This is a genomic window from Pseudonocardia sp. WMMC193, assembly GCF_021728735.1.
In the GTDB taxonomy this organism is placed as follows: domain Bacteria; phylum Actinomycetota; class Actinomycetes; order Mycobacteriales; family Pseudonocardiaceae; genus Pseudonocardia; species Pseudonocardia oroxyli.
Window position 1 is genome coordinate 4,443,753 of sequence record NZ_JAKKDO010000003.1, and the last position, 25,197, is coordinate 4,468,949.

The window sequence follows — 25,197 nt, forward strand, 5'->3', positions numbered from 1 at the left end:
CGTCGCGCGATCTCCACGGCTCGACAGGTCTCACTGACGCACTGCGACGCAACAGGAGGTCGGATGACCGTGCCCGCTTTGGGGCTCGAGCTGGGATCGGGGGATCGGATCGTCGTCGGCGTGGTCGCCGTCGTCGCCCTCGCGGCCCTGGCCATCGGCTACAAGCTGCTCCGAGAAGTACTCAGCGCCGACCCCGGCACCCCCGAGATGCAGAGGATCGGCGAGGCGGTCCAGGAGGGCGCCCAGGCCTATCTCAGACGGCAGTTCAAGACGCTCGGCATCTTCGTCGTGATCGTCTTCCTGCTGCTCTTCGCGCTCCCCGCCGACGACATCGGCGAACGCATAGGCCGGTCGATCTTCTTCGTGATCGGTGCGGGGTTCTCGGCCGCCATCGGCTACCTCGGCATGTGGCTGGCCACGCGCGCCAACATCCGCGTCGCCTCCGCCTCGCGCGAGGCGGGCGGCCGCGAGAAGGCGACCCGGATCGCGTTCCGCACCGGCGGCGTCGTCGGCATGTTCACCGTCGGCCTCGGCCTGTTCGGCGCGGCGCTCGTCGTGCTCGTCTACGCGGGCCAGGCGCCGAAGGTGCTGGAGGGCTTCGGCTTCGGCGCGGCGCTGCTCGCCATGTTCATGCGAGTCGGCGGCGGCATCTTCACCAAGGCCGCGGACGTCGGTGCCGACCTGGTCGGCAAGGTCGAGCAGGGCATCCCGGAGGACGACCCGCGCAACGCCGCGACCATCGCGGACAACGTGGGTGACAACGTCGGCGACTGTGCGGGCATGGCGGCGGACCTCTTCGAGTCCTACGCGGTCATGCTGGTCGCGGCGCTGATCCTCGGCACCGCGGCGTTCGGCCTGCAGGGGCTGCTGTTCCCGTTGATCATCCCGGCGATCGGGGTGCTGACGGCGGTGCTCGGCGTGTACATCACCCGGACCCGCGTCGGCGAGGGCAGCCTGACGACGATCAACCGCAGCTTCTACATCTCGGCGGGCGTGTCCGCGGTGCTGTGCGCGATCGCCGCGTTCGTCTACCTGCCGGGCACCTGGGCGGGGCTGAGCAACCCGACCGACTCCTCGGTCGTCGCGGACATGGGCGGGGCCGACCCGCGGATCATCGCGACCATCGCCGTGATCATCGGCATCGTGCTGGCCGCGGCCATCCTCAAGCTGACCGGGTACTTCACCGGAACCGAGGACAAGCCCGTCCAGGACGTCGGCAAGTCCTCGCTGACCGGCGCCGCGACCGTCATCCTGTCCGGCATCTCGATCGGCTTCGAGTCCGCGGTCTACACCGCCCTCGTCATCAGCGCGGCCGTCTTCGGGGCGTTCACGCTCGCCACGGGGTCGATCACGGTGGCGCTGTTCGCCGTCGCCCTCGCGGGCACGGGCCTGCTCACCACCGTCGGCGTGATCGTCGCGATGGACACCTTCGGCCCCGTCGCCGACAACGCGCAGGGCATCGCGGAGATGTCCGGGGACGTCGAGGGCGAGGGTGTCGACATCCTCACCGAGCTCGACGCCGTCGGGAACACCACGAAGGCGATCACCAAGGGCATCGCGATCGCCACGGCGGTGCTCGCGGCGACCGCCCTGTTCGGGTCCTACCGGGACGCGATCAGCCAGGCGTTGAGCAAGGCGGGCGTGGCCCTGGAGGACGCGGGCACCGCGTTCGCCAACGAGGTGTTCTCGCCGAACACGCTGGTCGGCGTGATCATCGGCGCGTCGGTCGTCTTCATGTTCTCCGGGCTGGCGGTCAACGCCGTCACCCGCGCGGCGGGCGCCATCGTGTTCGAGGTGCGCCGCCAGTTCAGGGAGAACCCCGGGATCATGGAGGGCACGGTCCGCCCCGAGTACGGGCGCGTCGTGGACATCTGCACCCGGGACTCGCTGCGCGAGCTGGCCACCCCCGGCCTGCTGGCGATCTTCGCGCCGATCGCGGTCGGCTTCGGCCTGGGCGTCGGCCCGCTCGCGGGCTACCTGGCCGGGGCGATCGCCTGCGGCACCCTGATGGCGATCTTCCTCGCCAACTCCGGTGGTGCCTGGGACAACGCGAAGAAGCTCGTCGAGGACGGCAACCACGGCGGCAAGGGCTCCCCGGCCCACGAGGCCACGGTCATCGGCGACACCGTCGGCGACCCGTTCAAGGACACCGCGGGCCCGGCCATCAACCCGCTGATCAAGGTGATGAACCTGGTCTCGGTGCTCATCGCGCCCGCCGTCGTGCTGTTCAGCGTCGGCGACAGCGCCTCGGCACCGGTGCGGATCATCATCGCGCTCGTGGCCGTCGCGGTGATCGTCGCGGCGATCACGGTGTCCAAGCGCCGCACCTCCTCCATCCAGGAGACCCCGGCGGACAGCCCCGTCGCCTAGGCGGATCACACCTGCCCGTTCGGCGACCGATGAGGCCGCTCGTCCCGCTTCGGGGCGGGCGGCCTCGTTCGTCCGGGTCGCCCCCGCTACCGTCCGGGTGCCGAACAGCGGGGGGCGGACTCGGAGGACGGATGACGACACGGTGGGCCCGTAGGACCGCGACGGCGGCGGTGGTCGCCTGTGGTCTGCTCGTCGCGGGCTGCGGCGGCGCGGACGAGCAGGCGACGATCGACTGGACGAACGGCCTGTGCGGCTCGTACGCGACGTTCCGGGAGGCCGCGCTCGTCGGGCCCGCCCCGGCGACCGATCCGGAGGGCCAGGCCCGCAGCCTCGCGACCTACCTCGGCGACACGGCCTCGGCGCTGGACACCTCGCTCGCGGACCTCGACGGCCTCGGCGCCTCCCCCGTCGAGGGCGGGGACCAGGCGGTCACGAAGTTCCGCGACCAGCTCACCCGCTACCGGGACGCGTTCCGCCAGGCGCACACCCAGGTCCAGGGACTGGACCTGGACTCGCGGACGCTGCCGCGGGACATGGAGGGCGCGGTCGCGCCCGTCCTGGCGTTGCAGGACACCGACCAGGACCCCCTCGCCGGCCTGGACTCGGCGGTCACGAACGCCGCGGCCAAGGCTCCCGCCTGCCAGGACCTCTCCCGGCTCAGCGGCGGCTGAGCCGACGGGCGCTCGCGAAGGCCGCCCGCCGTGCCCTAGTGTCGGGCGGCCCACTCGTCACCGGAGGTTCTCGTGCAGCGCCCGTCCCGGCTCGTCGCCGCAGTCCTGCTCGGCGGGCTGCTGTCCGTCGGCGGGTGCGCCAGCGCCGTCGCCGGTGTGCCGCAGGCCGATCCGGCACCCCAGCCGACCGCGGGCCGCGGGGCCGACCCCGTGGCCTGGGTGGACAAGGTGTGCGGCGCGGTCCTCACGTTCACCGGACCGGTGCTCGCCCAGCCGAACTTCGACGGGGCCGACCTGCCGGGCATCAAGCAGCGGCTGTCGGACTACCTCGCGGGCGCCGAGACCGGCCTGCAGCAGAGCCGCGACCAGCTCGGGCAGGTCGGGTCGGCGCCGGTCGGCGGCGGCGACGACATCGTCGCCCGGGCCACGGCGGGCCTGGAGAAGCTGCAGAGCGACATCAGCGCCGCGAAGGCGAAGGTCGACGCGTCGGACCCGAACAACGTGCCCGCCTTCCAGGCCGCGCTCGGCGAGACCCAGACCAGCCTCGCGCAGGTCACGGCGCCGGACGTGCTCGGTGACCTGCGCACCTCCCCGCGGCTGGCCAAGGCCGTCGACCAGGCCCCGGCCTGTGGGCAGCTGCAGGCGGCCAGCACCCCCCGGTAGCGCTCGTTCGAGCGAGTCCCGCGACACGGATCGAACAGATGTTCTAGTCTGCGCGACGTGTCGCAGCTGTCGCTGTTCTCGGCGGAGGCCCGGCCGACGTCGCTCGCCGACCTCGGCGGGCTGCTCTGCGGGCCGGCGCGGGTGCTGCGGTTCGGCGGCGGGGTCACCGCCCGGATCAGCCTGGACGCCGCCGACCCCGGTCGGGAGCGGGCGCTGCGCGCCGCGGCGGCGCCGTTCGGGCTGACGTTCGAGGCGGGCGGGCACAGCTGCGTGGGCCGCGAGCTGCGGACCGCCTACCGGCGCGACCTCGCCGGACTGGCCGGCGCCTGGACGGACCCGACGGGACCGGACCACAAGCGGGTGCCCGCGGACTTCCAGCTCGACGGCACGGCGCTGCGACTGTGGGTGCTCGCCGCGGGTCGCCCCGACGGGCGCGGCGGCTACCTCCTCCCGCTCGACGGCGGGGCGCCCGGCACCCACGACCGGCTGATCGCCGGGACCACGCGGCTCGGGCTGCCGCCCGCTCGCGTCCAGCTGCCCCGGTGCCCGGCCTGCACGGCGCGCGCGGACACGGAGACGGAGCCACCCGAGGAACCGGTCGAGCGGGTCCCGCCCCCGGCTCCCGTGCGCCGGGAGCGTCGGGATCCGGCGGACCCGGACACCCTCCTGGATCCCGACGACCTCCCCGTCGTCGACCTCCACGACCTGCACGATCTCCCCGAGCTCCCCGGCCCGGAGCCCGTCACGACCTGCCGCACCCACCACCGGACGGGGGAATGCCGCGCGGCCGGACCGGCGTTGCGCATCACAGGAGCCCGGAGGATGCACCGCCTGGTGGAGCTGGTCGGCCCCCCGCCGGAGGGGGTCGATGCGGCCGAATGGCCGCGGTACTGGGGTCGAAGCCGCACTTGACCATCGGGCTACGCTCCGCTCGCTCCCCGACACCGCGGGAGGGTGTGAGGGATGCGACAGCGGTCGTCGATGTGCGACCGTGGCGGCGCGGGGCCGACGGAGAGCAATACTGTCGGCCCAGGGTCGAACCGGGAGTTACCGTAGGTGACGCTCCGGACATGACAGACCCGGAGGACGGTGGCGGCCGGTACGAGACCGGCGGCGCTGCCGGAGGGATGGAGTAGGACCAACGTGGCAACCGGAACGACGAGCACCGAGACCGACGAGCCGACCGAGAAGAAGGCCGCCGGCACCTCGACGCGTCGCAAGAGCGCCGCGGCCGGGGGTGGTCGTCGCAACGGGACGGGATCGACCACGGCCGCGGGCGGCCGGGTGCGCCGCCTGGTGATCGTCGAGTCGCCGACCAAGGCGAAGAAGATCCAGCCCTACCTCGGCAACGACTACGTGGTGGAGTCGAGCGTCGGGCACATCCGCGACCTGCCTCGCGGCGCAGCGGACGTGCCCGCCAAGTACAAGGGCGAGCCGTGGGCCCGCCTCGGCGTGGACGTGGACAACGAGTTCCACCCGCTCTACATCGTCACGCCGGAGAAGAAGTCGAAGGTCTCCGAGCTCAAGGACCTGCTCAAGGACGCCGACGAGCTGCTCCTCGCCACGGACCCCGACCGCGAGGGCGAGGCGATCGCCTGGCACCTGCTGGACACCCTGCGCCCGAAGATCCCGGTCCGCCGGATGGTCTTCCACGAGATCACCGAGCCCGCGATCCGCGCGGCCGCGGAGAACACCCGCGAGCTGGACCAGGACCTGGTCGACGCGCAGGAGACCCGGCGCATCCTGGACCGCCTCTACGGCTACGAGGTCTCCCCCGTGCTGTGGAAGAAGGTCATGCCGCGGCTCTCGGCCGGGCGCGTGCAGTCGGTGGCGACCCGGCTGATCGTGCAGCGCGAGCGCGAGCGGATGGCGTTCGTCTCCGCGGGCTACTGGGACATCGCCGCGACCATGGACGCGGGCGCCGAGGCCACGCCGCGCCAGTTCGGCTCGCGGCTGGTCAGCGTGGACGGCAGCCGCGTCGCGACCGGCCGAGACTTCGGGGCCGACGGCAAGCTCAAGGGGCGTGACGTCACCGTCCTCGACGAGGCGAGCGCCCGCCGGCTGGCGGAGAGCCTCGAGGGCCGCGACCTGACGGTCGCGTCGGTCGACTCGAAGCCGTACACCCGCAAGCCGTACGCCCCGTTCATGACGTCGACGCTGCAGCAGGAGGCGGGCCGCAAGCTGCGGTTCTCCTCCGAGCGCACCATGCGCAGCGCGCAGCGGCTGTACGAGAACGGCTACATCACCTACATGCGTACGGACTCGACCACGCTGTCGGAGTCCGCGATCCAGGCCGCCCGCGCGCAGGCCCGGGAGCTCTACGGCGACTCCTACGTGCCGTCGGCCCCCCGGCAGTACACGCGCAAGGTCAAGAACGCGCAGGAGGCCCACGAGGCGATCCGCCCCGCGGGCGACACCTTCCGCACCCCGGGCGAGATCGCCCGCGAGGTCGACGGGGACGACTTCCGGCTCTACGAGCTGATCTGGCAGCGCACGGTCGCCTCGCAGATGGCGGACGCGCGCGGCACCACCGTCTCCATCCGGATCAACGGCACGGCGGCCACCGGCGAGGAGGTCGTGTTCGCCAGCTCCGGCCGCACGATCACGTTCCCCGGGTTCCTCAAGGCCTACGTCGAGACCGTCGAGGAGAGCTCGAACGAGCAGGCGGACGACGCCGAGTCCCGGCTGCCGAACCTCACCGAGGGCCAGGCGCTCACCGCGGCCGAGCTGAGCCCGGAGGGGCACTCGACCAACCCGCCCGCCCGCTACAGCGAGCCGAGCCTGGTCAAGCAGCTCGAGGAGCTGGGGATCGGGCGGCCCTCGACGTACGCGTCGATCATCAAGACCATCCAGGACCGCGGGTACGTGTGGAAGAAGGGTTCCGCGCTCGTCCCGAGCTGGGTCGCGTTCTCGGTGGTCGGGCTGCTGGAGCACCACTTCGGCAGGCTCGTCGACTACGACTTCACCGCTGCGATGGAGGACGAGCTCGACGCCATCTCCTCGGGCAACCTCACCCGCAACGCGTGGCTCACCGGCTTCTACTTCGGCGACGGCACATCCGCCGAGGGGTCGGTGGCGCGCGAGGGCGGGCTGAAGAAGCTCGTCGGCGTCAACCTCGAGGAGATCGACGCCCGCACGATCAACTCGATCCCGCTGTTCACCGACAGCCAGGGCCGCGAGGCGGTCGTGCGCGTCGGGCGGTACGGGCCGTACATGGAGCGCCCCACCGGCGAGGTCGACGCCGAGGGCAAGCCGAAGACCCAGCGCGCCAACCTGCCCGAGGACCTCCCGCCGGACGAGCTCACCGAGGAGATCGCCGAGAAGCTGTTCTCGGTGCCGCAGGAGGGCCGCACGCTGGGCACGGACCCGGTGACCGGGCACGAGATCGTCGCCAAGGAGGGCCGCTACGGCCCGTTCGTCACCGAGCTGCTGTCCGAGGAGGAGGCGGCCGCGGCGAAGAAGGCGAAGACCAAGCCGCGCACCGGGTCGCTGTTCAAGGACATGTCGGTGGAGACCGTCACCCTCGACGACGCGCTCAAGCTGCTCAGCCTGCCCCGGATCGTCGGGACCGACCCGGAGTCCGGTGAGGAGATCACCGCGCAGAACGGCCGCTACGGCCCGTACCTGAAGAAGGGCACGGACTCGCGCTCGCTGACCAGCGAGGAGCAGCTGTTCACAGTGACCCTCGACGAGGCGCTGGAGATCTACAAGCAGCCCAAGCAGCGCGGCCGCCGCACCGCCGCGGCCACCCCGCCGCTGCGCGAGCTGGGCAAGGACTCCGCCACGGACAAGCCGATGGTGATCAAGGACGGCCGCTTCGGCCCCTACGTCACCGACGGCGAGACCAACGCCTCGCTCCGCAAGGGCGACAGCGTCGAGGAGATCACCGACGAGCGCGCCAGCGAACTCCTCGCCGAACGCCGCGCCAAGGCCCCGGTGAAGAAGGCCCCGGCCAAGCGCAAGGCCCCCGCGAAGAAGCCCGCGGCGAAGAAGGCCCCGGCCAAGTAACCCGTGCGCGGCGATAGTCGCCCTGGCGACTATCGCCGCTCACGAGCTCAGAGCAGGGACCGCACCGCGGTGCTCAGGCGCTTGCCGTCCGCGCGACCGGCTGCGGCGGCGGTGGCCTTCTTCATGACCAGGCCCATCTGACGGGGGCCGGGGGCCTCGCCGGTCTCCGCCGTCACCTCGGCGACGGCGGCGGCGGCGATCTCGCTCAGCTCCGCATCCGTGAGCTGCGTGGGCAGATAGCCGGCCAGCACCTCGCCCTCGGCGCGCTCCTGCGCGGCCTGCTCGGTGCGCCCCGCGGCCGCGAAGGCCTCGGCGGACTCCTCGCGCTTCTTCTGCTCCTTCGCGATGACCTTGAGGACCTCCTCGTCGGACAGGTCGCGGTGCTCGGTCCCGGCCACCTCGGCGTTGCCGATCGCGGTCAGGGTCAGCCGCAGGGTTGCCTTGACCAGCTCGTCCCGGGCCTTCATGGCCGCGGTCAGGTCGCTGCGCAGCCGCTCCTTCAAGGTGCTCACAAGGCAGCAACGTACCCTGGCCGCCGTGCATCCTCTCGCGCGTTTCGCCCTGGGCACCGCCACCACGGGCCTGGCGGGCGTCGCCTACGCCGCCGGGTACGAGTCGCGTCGGTGGACCCTGCGCGAGGTCGCGCTGCCGGTGCTGCCGGAGGGCAGCAGGCCGCTGCGGATCCTGCACGTCTCCGACCTGCACCTCACACCGGGGCAGGAGAGCAAGAAGCGGTGGGTCGCCGAACTCGCCGCGCTCGAGCCGGATCTCGTCGTGAACACCGGCGACAACCTCGCGCACCCCAAGGCCGTGCCCGCGGCGCTCACCGCGCTCGGCCCCCTGCTGAACCGGCCCGGGCTGTTCGTCTTCGGCAGCAACGACTACTTCGGCCCCACCCCCAAGAACCCGGCCCGCTACCTGCGCCCCTCGCAGCGCCGGATCCACGGGGCACCCCTGCCGTGGCGGGACCTGCGCGCCGGGTTCGTCGAGCACGGCTGGCAGGACGCGACGCACCAGCGCCTCTTCCTCGACGTCGACGGGCGCCGGATCGGCGTCGTCGGCGTGGACGACCCGCACCTCTCGCTCGACCGCTACTCGAGCGTCTCGGGCCCCATGACGGCGGACCTGCGGCTCGGGCTGACCCACTCGCCGGAGCCGCGGGTGCTCGACGGCATGGCGGCGGACGGCGTCGACCTCGTCCTGGCCGGTCACACGCACGGCGGTCAGCTCCGGCTGCCCGGATACGGCGCGATCGTCACCAACTGCGGGATCGACCGGTCCCGGGCCCGCGGGGCGTCGCGCTGGGGCACACACACCTGGCTGCACGTGTCCGCCGGGATGGGCACCTCGCCGTACACGCCGGTCCGGTTCGCCTGCCCGCCGGAGGTCAGCCTGCTGACCCTGCTGCCCCGCCCGGTGGCCCCCGCGCGGTCGAAGGCCACCCCCGCGCAGGCGTCGGAAACGGTCGGGTAGAGTTCTCCACGGTTCATCGGGGTGTGGCGCAGCTTGGTAGCGCGCTTCGTTCGGGACGAAGAGGTCGCAGGTTCAAATCCTGTCACCCCGACCATCACAGAAGGCCCAGGTCGCTCCGACCTGGGCCTTCTTGCCGTCCGGGCCCGGCGCACCGGGTCGGAGACGCCGCGCCGGGCGCGTGGGACCGGCAGTGCGGGTCGGCATTGTCGGCTTGGCGGCCCATGCCTGCACGATGCGTGCGACTCAGGTCCCTGATCGTCCGGGCGCCCGACCATCCGAGAGGCCTTGAGCCCGACGGGGGCTCCATCGCGCGTGGCTCAGGTTTCGGATCGTCCGGATCTCCGACCGTCCGAAGGGCGTTGGACCCGACGGGGGCTCCAGTCCGCGTAGCTCAGGTTCCAGACCGTCCAGATTGCGGACCATCCGAGAGACGCAGGACCCGACGGGGGCTCCGCCCCGCTCAGCTCAGGTTCCTGATGATCGGGCGGCCGGGCCATCCGAAAGGCGCCGGACTCGCAGGAGGCTCCACCGCGGGTGGATCAGCTTCCTGACCATCCACGTCCCCGACGATCCGAGCGGCGCCAGACGCGACAGGGGATCCACCCGGCGTGGCTCGGGTTCCGGATGATCCGGGGCTCGGACCATCTGGGGCCCGGATGTTCCGGAGACGCATCCTTGGAGCACCTGATCATCAGGAACCTGAGTCTCTCGAGGCGACAGACCCCCCAGACCCCGAGGGCCGCCGGATGGCCCGGCCGTCGGATCATCAGGAACCTGAATTACGCACGCCGACCCGCCCGCCACGCCCGACCGGCGCCGGATCGCTCGGCCACCCGACCATCAGGAACCTGAGCCACACAGCGGCCCGCCCGCCACGCCCGACCGGCGCCGGATCACCCGGCCACCCGACCATCAGAAACCTGAGCCACGCACGCCGGCCCGCCCGTCAGGTCCAGGGGGCGCCGGATGGCCCGGCCACCGGATCGTCAGGAACCTACGCAAGGTACGGCGAAGTCCCCGCGGGGTCTCCCGGCCATCGGATGACCGGGGCGCCAAACGGTCAGGAACCTGAGCCACGCCGGGCGACCCACCAGCCAGGTCCGAGGGCCTCCGGATGGCCCGGCCACCCGACCATCAGAAACCTGAGCCACGCACGCCGGCCCGCCCGCCACGCCCGACCGGCGCCGGATCGCCCGGGCACCCGACCATCAGGAACCTGGGTGCTGCGCCTCAGGGCATGCCGGGCGGGCCCGTCGTCCGGCCTACTCGCAGGCGATGCCGTCGCCGTCTCGGTCCAGCTTGGTGCTGTAGCCCGGCTCGCCTCGGCGGAGCGGGGCGGCGCCTGCGTTCCGTGCCTCGGTGCAGTTCTTGTAGGACGCGCCGCCCGACGAGGCCGGGGCGGGGTCCGCGGCCCGTGGGGCGGGGGCGACCAGGGGCTGCGGGGCGCGGGCGGCGGGTGCCTGGGCCGCGGGTGCCCGGGTGGCCGGGGCCACGGCGGCGGGTGCGGGTGCCGCGGCGGGTACCGCGGGGGCGGGCGCGACGGCAGCGGGCGCGACGACCGGCGGCTCGGCCGCCTCGCCCAGCGTGATCGGGTCGGTGGCCGAGGCCCGCGCACCGGTTCCGGGGAGCTGTGCGGTCACGGTCCCGGCCGCGACCCCGGGCTGCGGTCCGGTGGACGGGCCCACCACCACGGTCGAGAAGCCCGCGGCCCGAAGGGTCTCCCGAGCCTGCGCGTCGCTCATCCCGACGACGTTGGGGACGACCAGCAGGACCGGCGCGGGCGGAACAGCGGCGACCGGGGCGGGCACAGCGACCGGCCGCGGCTCCGCCGAGGCACCGCCCGCGATCGCGACAACGGTCATCACCACGCAGATCGCCGTGCCGACGAGGCCGAGCACCATCCCCGCCGTGCTGCGTCCGGCCGTGTCCGCGGCTCCGCTGCGGAAGCGGCGGCGTCCGGCGCGGGAGATCAGCAGCGCGGGCACCGTCACGATCAGCCCGACCACCGGGATCCAGCCCACGACCAGGCCCAGCACGCCCAGCACGAACCCGGTCGTCGCCGGCCGGTTGCCCGTGGGCGGGGTGGGCGGGACGGTGGAGGTCCAGTGCTGCGTGGCGGTCATCGGTTCCCCTCGTGGCGGTTCAGTGAGCTGAACGGCCTATCGGAGGGACGCCGGCGGCATTACCCGGCATCGTCAGTTCTGACGAGCGGGCACCGGGATCCGGCCGGTGAGGATCAGCAGGAGGTCGCCGATCGGGGCCTCGAGGGGCTCGCCCGCACCCCGTCGCCATTCGACGTCCGTGGCGACCAGCTCGCGGCCGCGCACGCGGTCCCGGGCACGGAAGGGGAAGGCGCGGCGCCACACCAGGTCGGCGGCGACGGTGGCGGGCTCGGCCGGGATCGCGATGTCGAGGCCGAGGGGGCGGGCGATGTCCTGGGTGTGGACCAGCACGTCGTTCAGCGGGTCGGCGGGCACGGTGCCGGGCGGGCGGCGGCGGACCCCGACCAGGCCCCGCACCTCGTCGACGAGCTGAGACGTCGGCACCGCGGCGTGCGCCCTGGCGGTCGCGTCGACCATGCGGTCGAACCGGAACCCGCTGCGCACCATGGCGGCGACCTGTGTGAACGGCGACTCTGCGGTGAGCGCGACGTGCGCCGCCACCTCCCGCACCCGCCAGCCCGCGCACAGCGACGGCTGCTCCCACTGCGCGGGGGTGAGTCCCGCGAGCAGATCGGCCAGCTCCGCGCGGGCGGTGTCGATCCAGGCATCCATCACGACCCCCAGTTAGTCAGCTTCCCTGACCAATAGTAGTCAGGAAAACTGACTACACTCAACCCGTGAACGTCGGAACCCTGCTGTTCATCCCCTACCGGGCGATGGAGACCGAGGTGATGGACGCGCTCGCCGAGGCGGGCCACGGTGTGCTCACCCTGGCCCAGGCCCGGGTGTTCCAGCGGATCGCGCCCGGCGGCAGCAGGCTGACCGATCTCGCCGACCAGGCGCAGGTCACGAAGCAGACCGCGGGCGTGCTCGTCGACCAGCTCCAGCGCGCGGGTTACGTCCAGCGCGTCCCGGACCCCTCCGACGGCCGCGCCCGCCTGGTCACCTTCACCGACCTGGGATGGCGGGCCTGCGCGGTGGCGAACGACACGGTCGCCGAGATCGAGGCGCGCTGGGCCGACCACCTCGGCGACGACATGCCCGCGCTGCGCCGAGCGCTGACCCGTCTGCGCGAGATCACCGATCCGTACGCGACCTGAGCTCCGAGAGACCTCAGGCCAGCGGGAAGCCCTTGACCCACTTCGCCACGCGGTTGCGCGGCCCGACGACGCTCACCGCGAGGTAGTCGGGCTCCTCGGTCCGGCCGATCTCGTCGACGTACTCGTCGTAGACGCGCAGCCGCTGCCCCGCCCCGGGCATGTCGGCGACGAACACGTCCTCGGCCGCACCCGCCCGACCGCGCAGGACGGCGAGATCGGCCGCGGACGCCGTCAGCACGGTGCACCCGCTCCAGGGGAGACCGGGATGCACCGCGCCGGTCGAGTCCTTCACCTCCGGCCCGAGCAGACCCTCGACCTCGCGCGCGGTGGCCGCCGCGACGCACACGGCCGCGTTGGCCGCGCGCCCCGCCGGGAGCGACTCGTCGAGCACGACGACCCATTTGAGCCGGGCCGACCGCGTCGGCACCCCGGTCTCGATCTCCTCGGGCCGATAGCCCACTGTCGTACGACTCATGAGGCGAAAGCTAAGTGGAGTCACGAACTTCGGCAACGATCGCCGTACGAAGTACGGATAAGCTGCCGCAATGGAGGATCTCGACGAACTTGATACGGCGATCCTGCGGGAGCTGCAGCGCGATGCACGGCGGACGAACCGGGACGTCGCGGCGGCGGTCGGGGTCTCGCCGACGACCGCGTTGGACCGCACCCGGGCCCTGCGGCGCCGCGGGGTGATCCGCGGCGCGCGGCTCGACCTCGATCTCGCCGCCGTCGGACGCCCGGTGCAGGCGCTCATCGCCGTGCGCGTCCGGCCGCCGAACCGGCAGGTGATCGAGACGTTCCGCAACTGGGCCGTACGGCTGCCGGAGACCCTCGGCGTCTTCGTGACGACGGGCACGGAGGACTTCCTGCTCCACGTCGCCGTCCCGGACAACGACGCCCTCTACTCCCTGGTGATCGACAAGCTGACCCAGCGCCCGGAGATCGCCGACGTGCGCACCGCGGTGGTCTACGAGCACCTGGTGTCCGACGTCATTCCGGACGCCCGTCCCAGACGCTCGTCTTGATCTTGCGATGGGTTAGGGTCGCCGCCCATGGGACATCGCGAGGACCTGCTGGACGGCGCCGCCGACTGCCTGTACACCAAGGGTTTCGGCCGGACGACCGCCCGGGACGTCGTCGCCGTGTCCGGCACCAACCTCGCGTCGATCGGCTACCACTTCGGGTCGAAGGACGCACTGCTGACCGAGGCCGCCGTGCGCAGCGCGGGCGAGTGGGCGGGGGTGCTCGACGCCGCCCTGGGCCGGGTGGACCCCACCGCCACGCCGGACGAGCGGGTCCAACAGACCTGGAGGTCCGTGGTCGACCTCTTCCACAGCGAGCACAAGCTGTGGATCAGCTACGTCGAGTCGCTGGCCGAGGCCGCCCGCTCGCCCCGCCTGCACGACGCACTGGTCGGCGCCCAGCGGGACACCCGCGAGGAGCTCGCCTCGATGTTCCACGCGCTGCCGGACGACCCGCGCGAGGCCGACCACCGCAGCCGCGTCCTCGGCGGCTTCTACCAGGCCCTGCTCACCGGCCTGATGGTCCAGTGGGTGGTGGACCCGGACACCGCACCGACCGGTGACGACGTCGCCGAGGCCCTCCGCATGCTCGTCGGCTCCGCCGAGCTGGCCTGATCAGTCCCGCTTCGGGCGCCCGATGCCGAAGGCGTACAGGGTGCCCAGGACGGCCAGGGGCGGCACGCCCGTCCACAGGAACCAGGGGTAGACGGCCTCGCCGTTCGTGATCGTGACCAGGCCCCAGACCACCAGGTTCACCACGGCGATCGAGGTGAAGACGATCGTCAGCACCCGCATGGCGGTGCCGCCGCCGGTGTCGGCGAAGACGCCCGGCCTGCGCGCCGCGACGGCCGCGGGGACCGCGGGGAGGTCCCGGACCAGCCGGTCCAGCTCTCCCCGGGTCGTGGCGGCGTAGAGCGCGCCGGAGCGGGTGTCGAACTCGCCGAGGTCCAGCAGGCCCTCGCCCTGCGCCCACTGCAGGTGCCGGGCGGTGACCGCCCGGTCGGCGTCGGAGACCCGCATGTCCTCGGGGCGGATCGGCTCGGTCACGACGCCCATCGTGCCGGCCGCCACGGTGCGGCGGATCCGGGTCATCCCCGATAGTGCCTGCATGCCCACCCTGGCCGAGTTCAACGCCCTGCCCGACGCGGTCGCCGTCCTCCTGCCGGTCTGCGCCTCGACCACCTGGGCGGAGGCCGTCGCCGCGGGCAGGCCCTACGCCGACCTCGACGCGCTGCTGGCCGCCGCCGACGCCGCCCCCGTCGACCTGGCCGACGCGCTGGCCGGGCACCCGCGCATCGGCGACCGGGTGCACGGCGGGTCGTCGGCGAAGGAGCAGGCGGGCATGGCCACCGCGTCGGACGCGGTGCGGGCCGCGATGGCGGAGGGCAACGCCGAGTACGAGCGTCGGTTCGGTCACGTCTACCTGGTCTGCGCCTCCGGCCGCAGCGCCGACGACCTGCTCGCCGTCCTGCGGGAACGCCTGCAGAACTCGGCCGAGGAGGAGGCCGCGCGCACCCGTCGCGAGCTGACCGCGATCAACCGTCTGCGGCTGACCGGGCTCATCGTGCAGGATCGGTGAGGTGAGCACGCACCCCGCCGCGGCAGTCCCGGAGACCCTGTTCGACGACGAGCGCGAGCAGCGCTGGCGGGCCCGGTTCACCGCGGTGCGCATGTCTCGGCCGCACTGGGCGCTCGACGCCCCGGACCGCTGCGTCTACACCTCCAACGCCAGCGGCACCACGCAGATCCACCTGTGGGACCGGGCCTCCGACGAGCACCGACAGCTCACCGACCGCCCCGCGGGCACCTTCCTCGCCACCCTGTCCCCGGACGGCGAGGACGTGTGGTGGTTCGCCGACACCGACGGCGACGAGTTCGGCCACTGGGTGACCCAGCCGTTCACCGGTGGCCCGGTCGGCACGCCGCTGCCCGCCGTCGAGGACGGCTACTCGGCCGGTCTGGACATCGGTCGCGAGCACGTCGTGGTCGGCACGTCCACGGACGAGGGCACCACGATCTGGCTGGACGAGCGGGTCCTCTACCGCCACCCGGAGGACGCGGGCGTCGGCGGGCTCAGCGAGGACGAGACGCTGGTCGCGATCAGCCACTCCGAGCACGGCGACTCCCGCCACCCGGCGCTGCGGGTGCTCACCCGGGACGGCGAGACCGTCGCCGAGAAGTGGGACGGTCCGGGGAAGGGCCTGGGCGCCATCGCCTTCTCCCCGGTCCGCGGCGACCAGCGGCTGCTGGTCGGGCACGAGCGCCGCGGCCGCGAGGAGCTGCTGCTCTGGGACGTCGCGACGGACACCGAGACCGAGCTCGACCTCGACCTGCCCGGCGAGCTCGAGGCGGACTTCTACCCCGACGCCTCGGCCCTGCTGGTCTGGCACACCCACGCCGCCCGCACCCGGCTCCACCGCTACGACCTCACGACGGGCGAGCTCGCCGAGCTGCCGACGGCGCCGGGCTGCATCGGGTCGGCGGACGTCCGACCGGACGGCGTCCTCGAGTACACGGTGACCTCCGCCGCGCACCCGTCCTCGGTCCGCGCGCTCGGCCCGGACGGCGACCGCGTGCTGGTCAGCCTCGGCGAGCCCGCGCCGGACTCGGTCCCGGTGCGGGACCTCTGGGTCGGTGACGTGCACGCGCTCGTCGCCGCGCCCGCGCAGACCGGCCCCCTCCCCACGATCTTCACGCTCCACGGCGGCCCGCACGCCGCGGACGAGGACCGCTTCTCGCCCGTGCGCGCGGCCTGGGTGGACGCCGGTTTCGCCGTGGTCGAGGTCAACTACCGCGGCTCGACGGGCTACGGCTCCGCCTGGCGGGACGCGATCGAGGGCAGGCCGGGGCTCACCGAGCTCGAGGACGTGGCGGCCGTGCACTCCGCCGTCGTGGCGTCGGGGCTCGCCGATCCCGCGCGGTGCGTCGTCGAGGGGTGGTCCTGGGGCGGCTATCTCGCGCTGCTCGCGGCGGGCACCCAGCCCGACCGGTGGGCCGCGGCGATCGGCGGGGTGCCGGTCGCGGACTACGTGGCCGCCTACGAGGACGAGATGGAGCAGTTGCGCGCCTTCGACCGCGCCCTGTTCGGCGGGTCGCCCGAGGAGGTGCCGGAGACCTACCGGGTCGCCTCGCCGCTCACCTACGTCGACCGGGTGCGGGCACCCGTGCTGATCCTCGCGGGCGAGAACGACCCGCGCTGCCCGATCCGGCAGGTCGACACCTATCTGGACGCCCTGGCCGACCGGGCGGACCTGCCGTACGAGGTCGCCCGCTTCGACGCGGGCCACGGCAGCCTGGTCGTCGCGGAGACCCTGCGCCACATGGCCACGGAGATCGACTTCGTGCGGCGGAGCCTGGCGCGGATCACAGTTCCCAGCACCTAGGCGTCACCTCCGCGTAGCGATCCCGTAACGCGGCGGGGCCAGTGTGGGTGAGGACTTGGGCAAGGAGGCGGTCATCGTGGCGCTCTGGCGCGTGCACGTGGAGCTGGAGGATCGGCCCGGCCGGCTCGGCGAGCTGGCCACCGCGGTCGGCCGCTCCGGGTGCAACATCCTCTCGCTGCACGTGGTGGGGGAACCGGCGGACGACGGGTCGGTCACCGACGAGCTGCTGGTGAAGGTGCCGGAGGGGATCGAGCCCGCGGGCATGGTCGCCGCGGTCGAGCAGGCCGGGATCCCGTGCTCGCTGCTGGTGCGGGCGGACGCGACGGAGCTCGCGGACACCGCCACCACGGCGTTGGCGTTGGCGCGCATGGTGGCCGCGGACCCGGGCAGCGCGCCGCAGGCCGTCGCGACCCTGCTGCGGGCCCGGATCGTCGAGCCGGGCACCCCCGGCGTGCACACGCTGCGGGTCGGCACGGCACAGGTGCACCTCACGCGCACCTGGCCGTTCACGGCGACCGAGCTCTCGCGGGCCGCGGCGCTGCTCGAGCTGGCGGCGCAGCTGTCGCTGGCCGGGGCCCCGTCGCCGGCGGCGTCCCGGCTGGACCCGATCCTCCTGCTGCGGGACGGGTCCGAGGTCCGGCTGCGCACGGCCACCCCGGCGGACGTCCCGCTGATCGCGGCGATGCACGCCCGCTCCTCCCCCGAGAGCCGCAGCGCGCGGTTCCTCACCGCAGCCCGCAGGCTGGAGCCCGAGGAGCTCGACGAGCTCACCGGCCCGCACTCGGTGCTGGCCCTGACGATCGACGGCGGCAGCGCCGTGGGGATGGTCAACCTGTCGCGTCGGTCCGCGTTCGCGGTGATGGTCGAGGACGCCTGGCAGGGGCGCGGCCTGGGTACCGCCCTGGTCCGGCGCGTCGCCGACCTGGCGGCCGATCAGGGCGCCTCCGAGCTGACGGCGGTCACCCACACCCAGAACATGAAGGTCACCCGGCTGCTCCGCCGGGCGGGCCTGCGCCCGACCGCCGAGATCAGCGGCGGCATGCTCCACGTCCGCGCCCCCCTGACCGCGACGCACGCCACCCTCTGACACTGCGCTAGTCGAGTAGGTCGAGGACCGCCTCCGTCGGGCGGCCCACTGCCGCGCGGTCACCCCGGATCACGATGGGGCGCTCGATCAGGATCGGGTGGGTCGCCATCGCGTCGAGCAGGGCGCCGCGGTCCGCGGTCGCCAGGCCGAGCTCCGTGTAGAGCTTCTCGCCCTTCCGCACGATCGCCCGCGGGTCGTCGGTGCCGAGCTTCACCAGCACCGCCTCCAGGGTCGCCCGGTCCGGCGCGGCGTCCAGGTAGCGCACGACCTCCGCGTCCACGCCCTCGGCCTCCAGCAGCGCGAGGGCCTGCCGGGACTTGGTGCAGCGCGGGTTGTGCCAGATCGTGACGTCGCTCATGCGCAGCAGCCTAAGCCCCGCGCCGGACGTCGTCGGGCGCGATCACCAGCCGGACCAGCGGCTCCGCGACCATCGCCGCCAGCGCCGCCGCCTTGTCGGGCTCGGCGAGGTCCCAGTACGTCGCGGCGAGGTCGCGGGCCAGGTCGGCGGCCCCCTCGGTCTGCACCGTGACGACCCCCGAGACCGCGACCCAGCGCTCGGCCTCGCCCTCGGGCGCCGCCACCACGAGCGACGCCCACGGGTCCTCCTGCACCCGGCGCACCTTCGGCGAGCGGGCGAGGCTGAACACCTCCACGCCCGCGTCGGTGAGCCCGAACCAGACCGGCCGGGTCACCGGGCGCGCGCCCGGGCGGGGCGCCACGGTCAGGTAGCCGTGCAGCGGGCGGCTCAGCAGGTCCCGGTCCTCGTCGGTCAGCATGACTCCTCCTCGACTTGGTCACTTGACTGTGATCGGCCGGATCGCCCGCAGCGACGAGCTGCGGTCGGCGTTCCTCCTGCGGGACGTGGGGCACGGGACGACACTAGGCCCGTGACCGTCCCGACCTCCGGTGTCCTCGTGTTCGACGGCGAATGCGGCTTCTGCACCCGCGCGCTCGGCTGGCTGCGGCTGCTCGACCGCGAGGCCCGGCTCGTCACGCTCCCGCTGCAGGGCCCCGGCGTGCCGGCCCGGGTGGGGGCCACACCGGCGGCCTGCAAGGAGGCGCTGCACTTCGCGGCGGACGGCCGGGTGCGGACCGGCGCCGCCGCCGTCAACGGGGCGCTGGCGGTGGCCCTGCAGCGGGGGTTCCCGGAGTGGCTCTACGCGCGGACGGCGCGCACCCAGGAGCGGGTCTACGAGTGGGTGGCGCGTCACCGCGGCCTGCTCCCGGGCATGACCCCCTGGTGCGAGCGCTACCCGGCGGCCTGCGCCCCGACGGCCGACCCCCGGAGCTGAAGCCACGCTGAGTGACGCGGCCGGGTGCACCCCGCGCTCGGGCAGACTCGTCCTCGATGAGCATCGAGCCCCCCACCGAGCGCCTCCCGGTCGTCCCCCCGCCTCCGGCCCCGCGGCGTCCGCGCCGCGGCCTGGCCGGGCGGATCGTCGGCGCGGTGGCGTTCGCCCTGATGGTGTCGGTGTTCCTCCTCCCGGACCTGTGGTTCGGGTTGGACCGCTGGAGCCCGTTCACCCAGCTGATCGCCTTCCGGCCGGTCCTGGTGGTCGGGGTGGCGGTGGTCGTCGTCGTGCTGGGGCTGGTCACCCTGGGCATGCGACGGGCCTGGCCGTTCCCGGTGGCGATGCTCGTGGTGCTCGGGATCGGCGTGTCGATGCTGGTGCCGCGGATGCTGGCCGACCCGCTCCCGACGGGCGGCGAGGCCCTGAAGGTCCTGTCGTTCAACGTCTACACCGGGGACGCGGACGTGAACGCGCTCGCCGACACGATCCGCCGCGAGCGCCCCGACGTGGTGTCGCTGCCGGAGGCGGGCGAGCGGTACCGGGAGCGGCTGATGCCGCTGATCGAGGATCTCGGCTATACGAGCCGGGCGTCGGTCGGCGAGCGCTCCCAGGACGTCAACGGCGTGGTCGCGCTGGTCTCACCCCGCTTCGGCGACGTCGACTTCACCGTGGGACGGGTCGACGAGAACTCCCCGTTCCCCTACGTCGTGGTGACCGGCGGCGAGCTCGGCGACCTGCGCTTCGTGGCCTTCCACTCGGTGGCGCCGACGGCGGGTTCGGTGGCGCAGTGGCGGACCGACCTCGCCGGGGCGGGCGAGTGGTGCCGCGGCGACACCCCGACCGTGGTCGCGGGCGACTTCAACGCGAGCCTCGACCACTCCGTGCTCCGGGAGGCGATGGCGTCCTGCGGGGACGCGGCCTCGCAACGCGGATCGGCGCTGACGGCGACGTGGCCCACCTCGCTGCCGCGCTGGCTCGGGTCGGAGATCGACCACGTCTTCTCCACCACCGGAACCGCCGAGTCCTTCGAGGTCCTGGACCTGCCCGGCAGCGACCACCGCGCGGTCCTGACCACCCTGCGGCTCGCCTGAACGGCGCGTTCGCTCACCCAGGGGTGAGCGGACGCGCCGTCCGTCGGCAGGGTCAGACAGGGTCGAGGGCGAAGGTGTCCAGGTCGAGGACGAAGCCCTTGACCTCCATGTCCGGCACCGTGAACGGGCTCTCCCGCAGCCGCGCCACGCCCGCGCGCACGCTGTCGGCGGGGTCCGCGAAGGAGCCGGGGGCCCACTCCGGGGTGGCGCCGCACTCCGACTCCAGCTTGGCGACGAGCTCGGGGTCGGTGAAGGTCGCCATGCCGCAGCCCTTGTGCTGCACGACGTAGACCGTGCGGGTGCCCAGCTCGCGCTGGCTGATCGTCACCGATCGCACCACGTCGTCGGTCACGATGCCGCCCGCGTTCCGCAGTACGTGGGACTCGCCGGGCTTGATCCCGAACAGCGCGACGGGGTCGATCCGGGCGTCCATGCAGGTGACGATCAGGGTGTGCAACGAGGGCGGCGCCGGAAGACCCTTGGCGGCCTCGGCGGCCGAGGCGGCGCCCCCGTCCTGATGGCGAATGAGGAGTTCGTCGGTCACGGCCCCCATGATCCCGGACGAATCGGACACCCGCAGGTGCAGACGCGCGCATGGGTCCCACGTCACGCCCAGACCGGCACGAACCACCCGTGAGTGGCGATAGTCGCTCCAGCGACTCCGCTCACCCGCCCCGCCGCCTCCGGCGACTGCCGACCCCCGGCCGCCACTCACGGGGTCAGAACTCGCCCGCGATGGTCTCGGCGATCTCGTAGGTGTTCAGCGCGGCGCCCTTGCGCAGGTTGTCGCCGCAGAGGAACAGGTCGAGCGTGTTCGGGAAGTCCAGCGCCTGCCGGATGCGCCCGACGTGCGTGGCGTCCTTGCCCACCACCGCGGCGGGGGTCGGCCAGACCCCGGCGGCCGGGTCGTCGTCCAGCTCGATGGTCGGCTGCGCGGCGATCACCTTCTGGGCCGCCTCGACCGACACCTCCTGGGCGAAGGTGGCGTGCACCGCGAGCGAGTGGGTGGTGACCACCGGGACGCGGACGCAGGTCGCGGACACCTTGAGGTCCGGCAGGCCCAGGATCTTGCGGGACTCGTTGCGCACCTTGAGCTCCTCGGACGACCAGCCGTCGTCCTTGAGCGAGCCGGCCCACGGCACCACGTTCAGGGCCAGCGGCGCGGGGAACGGTGAGTCGTCGCCCAGCGGCGCGACCGCGGCGGCCACGTCCCCGGACACGGCCCCCAGGTCCTTGCCCGCCACCGCGGACAGCTCGGCCTGCAGCCGGTCGACGCCGGCCTGCCCCGCCCCGGACGCGGCCTGGTACGAGGCCACGACCAGCGCCTCGAGCCCGAACTCGCGGTGCAGGGCACCCATGGCCGCCATCATCGACAGCGTGGTGCAGTTGGGGTTCGCGATGATCCCCTTCGGACGGTCGGCGGCCTTGTCCGCGTTCACCTCGGGGACCACCAGCGGCACGTCCGGGTCCATCCGGAAGGCGCCGGAGTTGTCCACGGCGACCGCGCCGCGCGCCGCCGCGATCGGGGCCCACTCGGCGGAGACCTCGTCCGGGACGTCGAACAGGGCGATGTCCACGCCGTCGAACGCCTCGGGCGAGAGGACCTGGACCTCGACGTCCGCGCCGCGGATCTGCAGGACCTTGCCCGCCGAGCGCGCGGACGCGATGGGCCGGATCTCCGCCCACGGCACCGTCTCGCGGGCGTTGATGATGTCGATCATCGTGGTGCCGACGGCGCCCGTGGCGCCGACGATCGCCAGAACCGGAGCCATCGCCTACCGTCCCGTCCCGGCCGCGACCACGGCCTCTTCCTCGGAGTCCAGCTCGAAGGCCTCGTGCAGCGCACGCACCGCGTCGTCCAGCTGGTCGGACCTGCAGATCACGGAGATCCGGATCTCGGAGGTGTTCATGGTCTCGATGTTGATCCCGGCGTCCGAGAGGGCCTCGCAGAACTTGGCCGTGACGCCCGGGTGGTTGCGCATGCCCGCGCCGACCAGCGAGACCTTGCCGACCTCGTTGTCGTAGATGAGCTCGGTGTAGCCGATCTCGGCCTTCGAGCGCTCCAGCGCGGCGACGGCGGCGGGGCCGTCCGCGCGGGGCAGCGTGAACGTGATGTCGGTCTTCTTGTCCGCGGCGTTGGAGATGTTCTGCAGCACCATGTCGATGTTGATCTCGGCGTCGGCCACGACGCGGAAGATCCGGGCGGCCATGCCGGGGGTGTCCGGCACGCCCGTCACGGTGATCTTGCCCTCGGACCGGTCGTGCGCCACCCCCGTGATGATGGGGTTCTCCAACGGAATCTCCTCGATCGAGCCGGCCACGAGCGTGCCGGGCTTGTCGTTGTAGCTGCTGCGGACGCGCAGGGGGACGTTGTAGCGGCGGGCGTACTCGACGGCCCGCAGGTGCAGCACCTTGGCGCCGCACGCGGCCATCTCGAGCATCTCCTCGTAGGTCACGGTGTCCAGGTGCCGTGCCTTCGGCGCGATGCGCGGGTCCGCGGAGTAGATGCCGTCCACGTCGGTGTAGATCTCGCAGACGTCCGCGTTCAGCGCGGCGGCCAGCGCGACGGCGGTGGTGTCCGACCCGCCGCGGCCCAGCGTGGTGATGTCCTTCGAGTCCTCGGACATCCCCTGGAAGCCCGCGACGAGGACGATCTGCCCCTCGGCCAGCGCGTTCTTGAGCCGGTACGGGTTCACCTCGACGATGCGGGCGTCCCCGTGCTTGCTCGTGGTGAGCATGCCCGCCTGCGAACCGGTGAACGAGCGCGCCTCCGCACCCAGCGAGTGGATCGCCATCGCGACGAGCGCGTTCGAGATGCGCTCGCCCGCGGTGAGCAGCATGTCCATCTCCCGCGGCGGCGGCGCCCCCGTGGAGACCTGCTCCGCCAGGTCCGTCAGCTCGTCCGTGGTGTCACCCATCGCGGACACGACCACGACGACGTCGTGACCCTCCTTGCGGGTTCGGACGATGCGCTCCGCGACCTTCTTGATCCGCTCCGCGCTCTCGACCGACGATCCGCCGTACTTCTGCACGACGAGGGCCACTCCGACCTCCTACTGCCTTCGGCTCTCTGTGGTCGGAAGTCGAGGCTACCCGGACTGAGCTGCCGAGTTAACCCGTTTGACCGACACCACAGGGGTGTTTAGGGATCGAGCCGTTCGGGGAAGGGGACCGGCCCGTCGCGGTCTGGTGTCACGGGGGGATGACGCCGCTGTTGCCGGAGCGCGGATCTGCGGGGGTCGGTGCGCAGGATTCCCGGTTTTCCGTGCGCGATCGTTCAAGTGAGACGGCGCGGACGTGGCCAGGCTTGAGCCACCCACCAGCCACGCACCCCGTCAGGAGGACCCACGTGGACCGACCACGGCTGATCTTCAACGCCTTCACGATGAACGTCCCGTCGCACATCTACCACGGTCTGTGGCGCAGGCCGGACACCACGCAGGCGCACTTCAACGAGCTCCAGACCTGGGTCGACCTGTGCACGACCCTCGAGCGCGGCAAGTTCGACGGCATCTTCTTCGCCGACATCCTCGGGATCGACCCGGCCTACGGCGGGGAGTGGGACGCCTACATCGAGGAGGGGATGCACTTCCCCTGCCACGACGCGGCGGCGCTGTGCGGCGCGCTGATCGGGGTGACGGAGAACCTGGGCCTCACGTTCACGAGCTCGATCGTGAGCGAGCACCCGTTCTCCTTCGCCCGCAAGATGGCGACCTGGGACCACCTCAGCAACGGGCGCATCGGGTGGAACATCGTCACCGGCGCCACCCACAACGCCGCCCAGAACTTCGGCTACGACCAGCTCGTCGAGCACGACAAGCGCTACCAGTGGGCCGAGGAGTACATGCAGGTCGTCTACAAGCTCCTGGAGGGCTCCTGGGACGACGACGCGATCCTCATCGACCGCGAGAACGGCGTGTACGCCGACAAGAGCAAGATCCACCGGATCTACCACCAGGGCGACTGGTACAAGGTGCTCGGGCCGCACATCGTGGCGCCGTCGCCACAGCGGACCCCGCTGCTCTACCAGGCGGGCGCGTCGAAGGTCGGGCGCGAGTTCGCTGCCCGCCACGCCGAGGAGACCATCGCGATCTACCCGACGATCGAGGGCGCCCGCGCGGACATCCCCTCGATGCGCGAGCTGGTGGTCGCGGCCGGCCGCGAGCCCACCGACATCAAGATCATGCAGGGCTTCTCCTTCGTCGTCGGCAGCACCGAGGAGGAGGCCTGGCGCAAGTCGGCGGAGATCGACGAGTGGGTCAGCTACCGCGGCCTCGCCTCGCACGTCAGCCGGGACATGGGCATCGACCTCGCCGACTACGACCCGGACATGCCGATCGAGCAGACCGACATCTCCGGGGTCCAGGGCTACGCCCGGATGTTCGAGGCCTCGCACCCCGGGCAGAAGGCGCGCGTCGCGGACATCGTGAAGGCGCTGTCCTACGCCAGCCGGATGGTCGGCACCCCGGAGACCATCGCCGACCAGCTCGAACAGTGGCAGGACGCCGGCATCGACGGCGTCAACATGATCTGCCAGTTCTTCCCCCAGTCCTACGAGGACTTCGTCGACCACGTGATGCCCGTCCTGCAGGAGCGGGGGCTCGCCCAGCGCGAGTACGCCCCGGGATCGCTGCGGGAGAAGCTGTTCCCCGGCAGCGGCGGCAGACTCCCCGCCCGACACCCCGCCGCCCGGTACCGGGGCAGCTTCACCCACGCCGCGGCCCGCAGCGCGAACGGCACGGCGGCGGGCTGGGACCCGGCGCCGACCCCGGTCGCCGGATCGTGACCGACGGGCCGAGCCGCCACGCCCGGCGAGCTCGGCCCGTCCCCTTCCGCCCGCGGTCCGGGGCCCACGGTCCGACCTCGCAGCCCGAC

The 25,197-nt window shown here is 72.8% G+C and carries 25 protein-coding genes and 1 tRNA gene; 16 read left to right on the top strand and 10 right to left on the bottom strand.

Features of this window, described 5'->3' with window-relative positions; translation table 11 throughout:
- The first annotated feature begins 63 nt into the window (after window positions 1-63).
- The 5 genes from L3X23_RS22960 to topA all read left to right on the top strand — a co-directional run bounded on the left by L3X23_RS22960 (window position 64) and on the right by topA (window position 7,712).
- Window positions 64-2,370, top strand: a complete 2,307-nt coding sequence (locus tag L3X23_RS22960) for a sodium-translocating pyrophosphatase (protein ID WP_093086858.1) — start codon at window positions 64-66, stop codon at window positions 2,368-2,370.
- 131 nt (window positions 2,371-2,501) lie between these two features.
- On the top strand, window positions 2,502-3,041 hold the full coding sequence (locus L3X23_RS22965) for a hypothetical protein (RefSeq protein WP_237198204.1): 540 nt from the start codon (window positions 2,502-2,504) through the stop codon (window positions 3,039-3,041).
- A gap of 72 nt (window positions 3,042-3,113) precedes the next feature.
- Complete coding sequence (locus tag L3X23_RS22970) at window positions 3,114-3,704, top strand: hypothetical protein (protein ID WP_237194419.1); 591 nt, start codon at window positions 3,114-3,116, stop codon at window positions 3,702-3,704.
- Between the two features lie 57 nt (window positions 3,705-3,761).
- On the top strand, window positions 3,762-4,616 hold the full coding sequence (locus tag L3X23_RS22975) for a hypothetical protein (RefSeq protein WP_237194420.1): 855 nt from the start codon (window positions 3,762-3,764) through the stop codon (window positions 4,614-4,616).
- A gap of 372 nt (window positions 4,617-4,988) precedes the next feature.
- Window positions 4,989-7,712, top strand: coding sequence for a type I DNA topoisomerase (gene topA / locus L3X23_RS22980; protein ID WP_374205003.1), 2,724 nt, complete (start codon window positions 4,989-4,991; stop codon window positions 7,710-7,712).
- A gap of 47 nt (window positions 7,713-7,759) precedes the next feature.
- Here the strand turns inward: topA and L3X23_RS22985 are convergent, their stop codons facing one another.
- On the bottom strand, window positions 7,760-8,224 hold the full coding sequence (locus L3X23_RS22985) for a GatB/YqeY domain-containing protein (protein WP_237194422.1): 465 nt from the start codon (window positions 8,222-8,224) through the stop codon (window positions 7,760-7,762).
- Between the two features lie 25 nt (window positions 8,225-8,249).
- Here L3X23_RS22985 and L3X23_RS22990 point away from each other — a divergent pair, with 25 nt between their 5' ends.
- Window positions 8,250-9,185 carry a metallophosphoesterase gene (locus tag L3X23_RS22990; RefSeq protein WP_237194424.1) on the top strand — a complete coding sequence of 312 codons (936 nt, stop codon included), beginning with the start codon at window positions 8,250-8,252 and terminating at the stop codon, window positions 9,183-9,185.
- A gap of 17 nt (window positions 9,186-9,202) precedes the next feature.
- A tRNA-Pro gene (locus L3X23_RS22995) sits at window positions 9,203-9,279 on the top strand.
- Window positions 9,280-10,447: 1,168 nt separating this feature from the next.
- Here L3X23_RS22995 and L3X23_RS23000 read toward each other — a convergent pair.
- Complete coding sequence (locus tag L3X23_RS23000) at window positions 10,448-11,308, bottom strand: excalibur calcium-binding domain-containing protein (RefSeq protein ID WP_237194426.1); 861 nt, start codon at window positions 11,306-11,308, stop codon at window positions 10,448-10,450.
- Window positions 11,309-11,380: 72 nt separating this feature from the next.
- Window positions 11,381-11,959, bottom strand: a complete 579-nt coding sequence (locus L3X23_RS23005) for a maleylpyruvate isomerase family mycothiol-dependent enzyme (RefSeq protein WP_237194428.1) — start codon at window positions 11,957-11,959, stop codon at window positions 11,381-11,383.
- A 65-nt stretch (window positions 11,960-12,024) separates the two neighbouring features.
- On the opposite strand from L3X23_RS23005, the gene L3X23_RS23010 reads away from it, so the two are divergent.
- Window positions 12,025-12,447 (top strand): MarR family winged helix-turn-helix transcriptional regulator, encoded by a 423-nt coding sequence (locus tag L3X23_RS23010; protein WP_237194430.1) that lies wholly within the window; start codon window positions 12,025-12,027, stop codon window positions 12,445-12,447.
- Between the two features lie 13 nt (window positions 12,448-12,460).
- Here L3X23_RS23010 and L3X23_RS23015 read toward each other — a convergent pair whose 3' ends face one another.
- Window positions 12,461-12,922 (bottom strand): DUF2000 domain-containing protein, encoded by a 462-nt coding sequence (locus tag L3X23_RS23015; RefSeq protein ID WP_237194431.1) that lies wholly within the window; start codon window positions 12,920-12,922, stop codon window positions 12,461-12,463.
- 70 nt (window positions 12,923-12,992) lie between these two features.
- Here L3X23_RS23015 and L3X23_RS23020 point away from each other — a divergent pair, with 70 nt between their 5' ends.
- The gene (locus L3X23_RS23020; RefSeq protein ID WP_237194440.1) at window positions 12,993-13,472 is read left to right on the top strand and encodes an Lrp/AsnC family transcriptional regulator; all 480 of its coding nucleotides are present in this window, start codon (window positions 12,993-12,995) and stop codon (window positions 13,470-13,472) included.
- Between the two features lie 27 nt (window positions 13,473-13,499).
- Window positions 13,500-14,084, top strand: coding sequence for a TetR/AcrR family transcriptional regulator (locus L3X23_RS23025; RefSeq protein ID WP_093086591.1), 585 nt, complete (start codon window positions 13,500-13,502; stop codon window positions 14,082-14,084).
- Here L3X23_RS23025 and L3X23_RS23030 read toward each other — a convergent pair whose 3' ends face one another.
- Entirely contained in the window at window positions 14,085-14,579 is a 495-nt protein-coding gene (locus tag L3X23_RS23030) for a DUF1707 domain-containing protein (protein ID WP_237194442.1), read from the bottom strand.
- Here L3X23_RS23030 and uraD point away from each other — a divergent pair.
- From uraD to L3X23_RS23045, 3 genes are read left to right on the top strand one after another with little or no spacing between them, the layout of a single operon-like run.
- A complete protein-coding gene (gene uraD / locus L3X23_RS23035) occupies window positions 14,578-15,048 on the top strand; it encodes a 2-oxo-4-hydroxy-4-carboxy-5-ureidoimidazoline decarboxylase (RefSeq protein WP_237194444.1) in 471 nt (156 codons plus the stop codon). The two genes, L3X23_RS23030 and uraD, sit on opposite strands and share 2 nt — an antisense overlap.
- 1 nt (window position 15,049) lies before the next feature.
- Window positions 15,050-16,852 (top strand): prolyl oligopeptidase family serine peptidase, encoded by a 1,803-nt coding sequence (locus L3X23_RS23040; protein WP_237194446.1) that lies wholly within the window; start codon window positions 15,050-15,052, stop codon window positions 16,850-16,852.
- A 43-nt stretch (window positions 16,853-16,895) separates the two neighbouring features.
- Entirely contained in the window at window positions 16,896-17,939 is a 1,044-nt protein-coding gene (locus L3X23_RS23045; protein WP_237194447.1) for a GNAT family N-acetyltransferase, read from the top strand.
- 7 nt (window positions 17,940-17,946) lie between these two features.
- Here the strand turns inward: L3X23_RS23045 and arsC are convergent, their stop codons facing one another.
- Window positions 17,947-18,297 (bottom strand): arsenate reductase (glutaredoxin), encoded by a 351-nt coding sequence (gene arsC, locus L3X23_RS23050; protein ID WP_237194448.1) that lies wholly within the window; start codon window positions 18,295-18,297, stop codon window positions 17,947-17,949.
- A 10-nt stretch (window positions 18,298-18,307) separates the two neighbouring features.
- The gene (locus L3X23_RS23055; RefSeq protein ID WP_237194449.1) at window positions 18,308-18,715 is read right to left on the bottom strand and encodes a pyridoxamine 5'-phosphate oxidase family protein; all 408 of its coding nucleotides are present in this window, start codon (window positions 18,713-18,715) and stop codon (window positions 18,308-18,310) included.
- Window positions 18,716-18,826: 111 nt separating this feature from the next.
- Between L3X23_RS23055 and L3X23_RS23060 the strand changes: the two genes are divergently transcribed.
- Window positions 18,827-19,231 (top strand): thiol-disulfide oxidoreductase DCC family protein, encoded by a 405-nt coding sequence (locus tag L3X23_RS23060; protein WP_237194450.1) that lies wholly within the window; start codon window positions 18,827-18,829, stop codon window positions 19,229-19,231.
- A 56-nt stretch (window positions 19,232-19,287) separates the two neighbouring features.
- The gene (locus L3X23_RS23065) at window positions 19,288-20,322 is read left to right on the top strand and encodes an endonuclease/exonuclease/phosphatase family protein (RefSeq protein WP_237194452.1); all 1,035 of its coding nucleotides are present in this window, start codon (window positions 19,288-19,290) and stop codon (window positions 20,320-20,322) included.
- A gap of 52 nt (window positions 20,323-20,374) precedes the next feature.
- Here L3X23_RS23065 and L3X23_RS23070 read toward each other — a convergent pair whose 3' ends face one another.
- The 3 genes from L3X23_RS23070 to L3X23_RS23080 all read right to left on the bottom strand — a co-directional run bounded on the left by L3X23_RS23070 (window position 20,375) and on the right by L3X23_RS23080 (window position 23,366).
- Window positions 20,375-20,866, bottom strand: a complete 492-nt coding sequence (locus tag L3X23_RS23070) for a carbonic anhydrase (protein WP_245707581.1) — start codon at window positions 20,864-20,866, stop codon at window positions 20,375-20,377.
- Window positions 20,867-21,041: 175 nt separating this feature from the next.
- Window positions 21,042-22,094: an aspartate-semialdehyde dehydrogenase gene (locus L3X23_RS23075; protein WP_237194455.1), complete on the bottom strand. Its 1,053-nt coding sequence runs from the start codon at window positions 22,092-22,094 to the stop codon at window positions 21,042-21,044.
- Window positions 22,095-22,097: 3 nt separating this feature from the next.
- Complete coding sequence (locus tag L3X23_RS23080; protein ID WP_237194456.1) at window positions 22,098-23,366, bottom strand: aspartate kinase; 1,269 nt, start codon at window positions 23,364-23,366, stop codon at window positions 22,098-22,100.
- A 305-nt stretch (window positions 23,367-23,671) separates the two neighbouring features.
- Between L3X23_RS23080 and L3X23_RS23085 the strand changes: the two genes are divergently transcribed.
- Window positions 23,672-25,108: an NtaA/DmoA family FMN-dependent monooxygenase gene (locus tag L3X23_RS23085; RefSeq protein WP_237194459.1), complete on the top strand. Its 1,437-nt coding sequence runs from the start codon at window positions 23,672-23,674 to the stop codon at window positions 25,106-25,108.
- Window positions 25,109-25,197 lie beyond the last annotated feature (89 nt).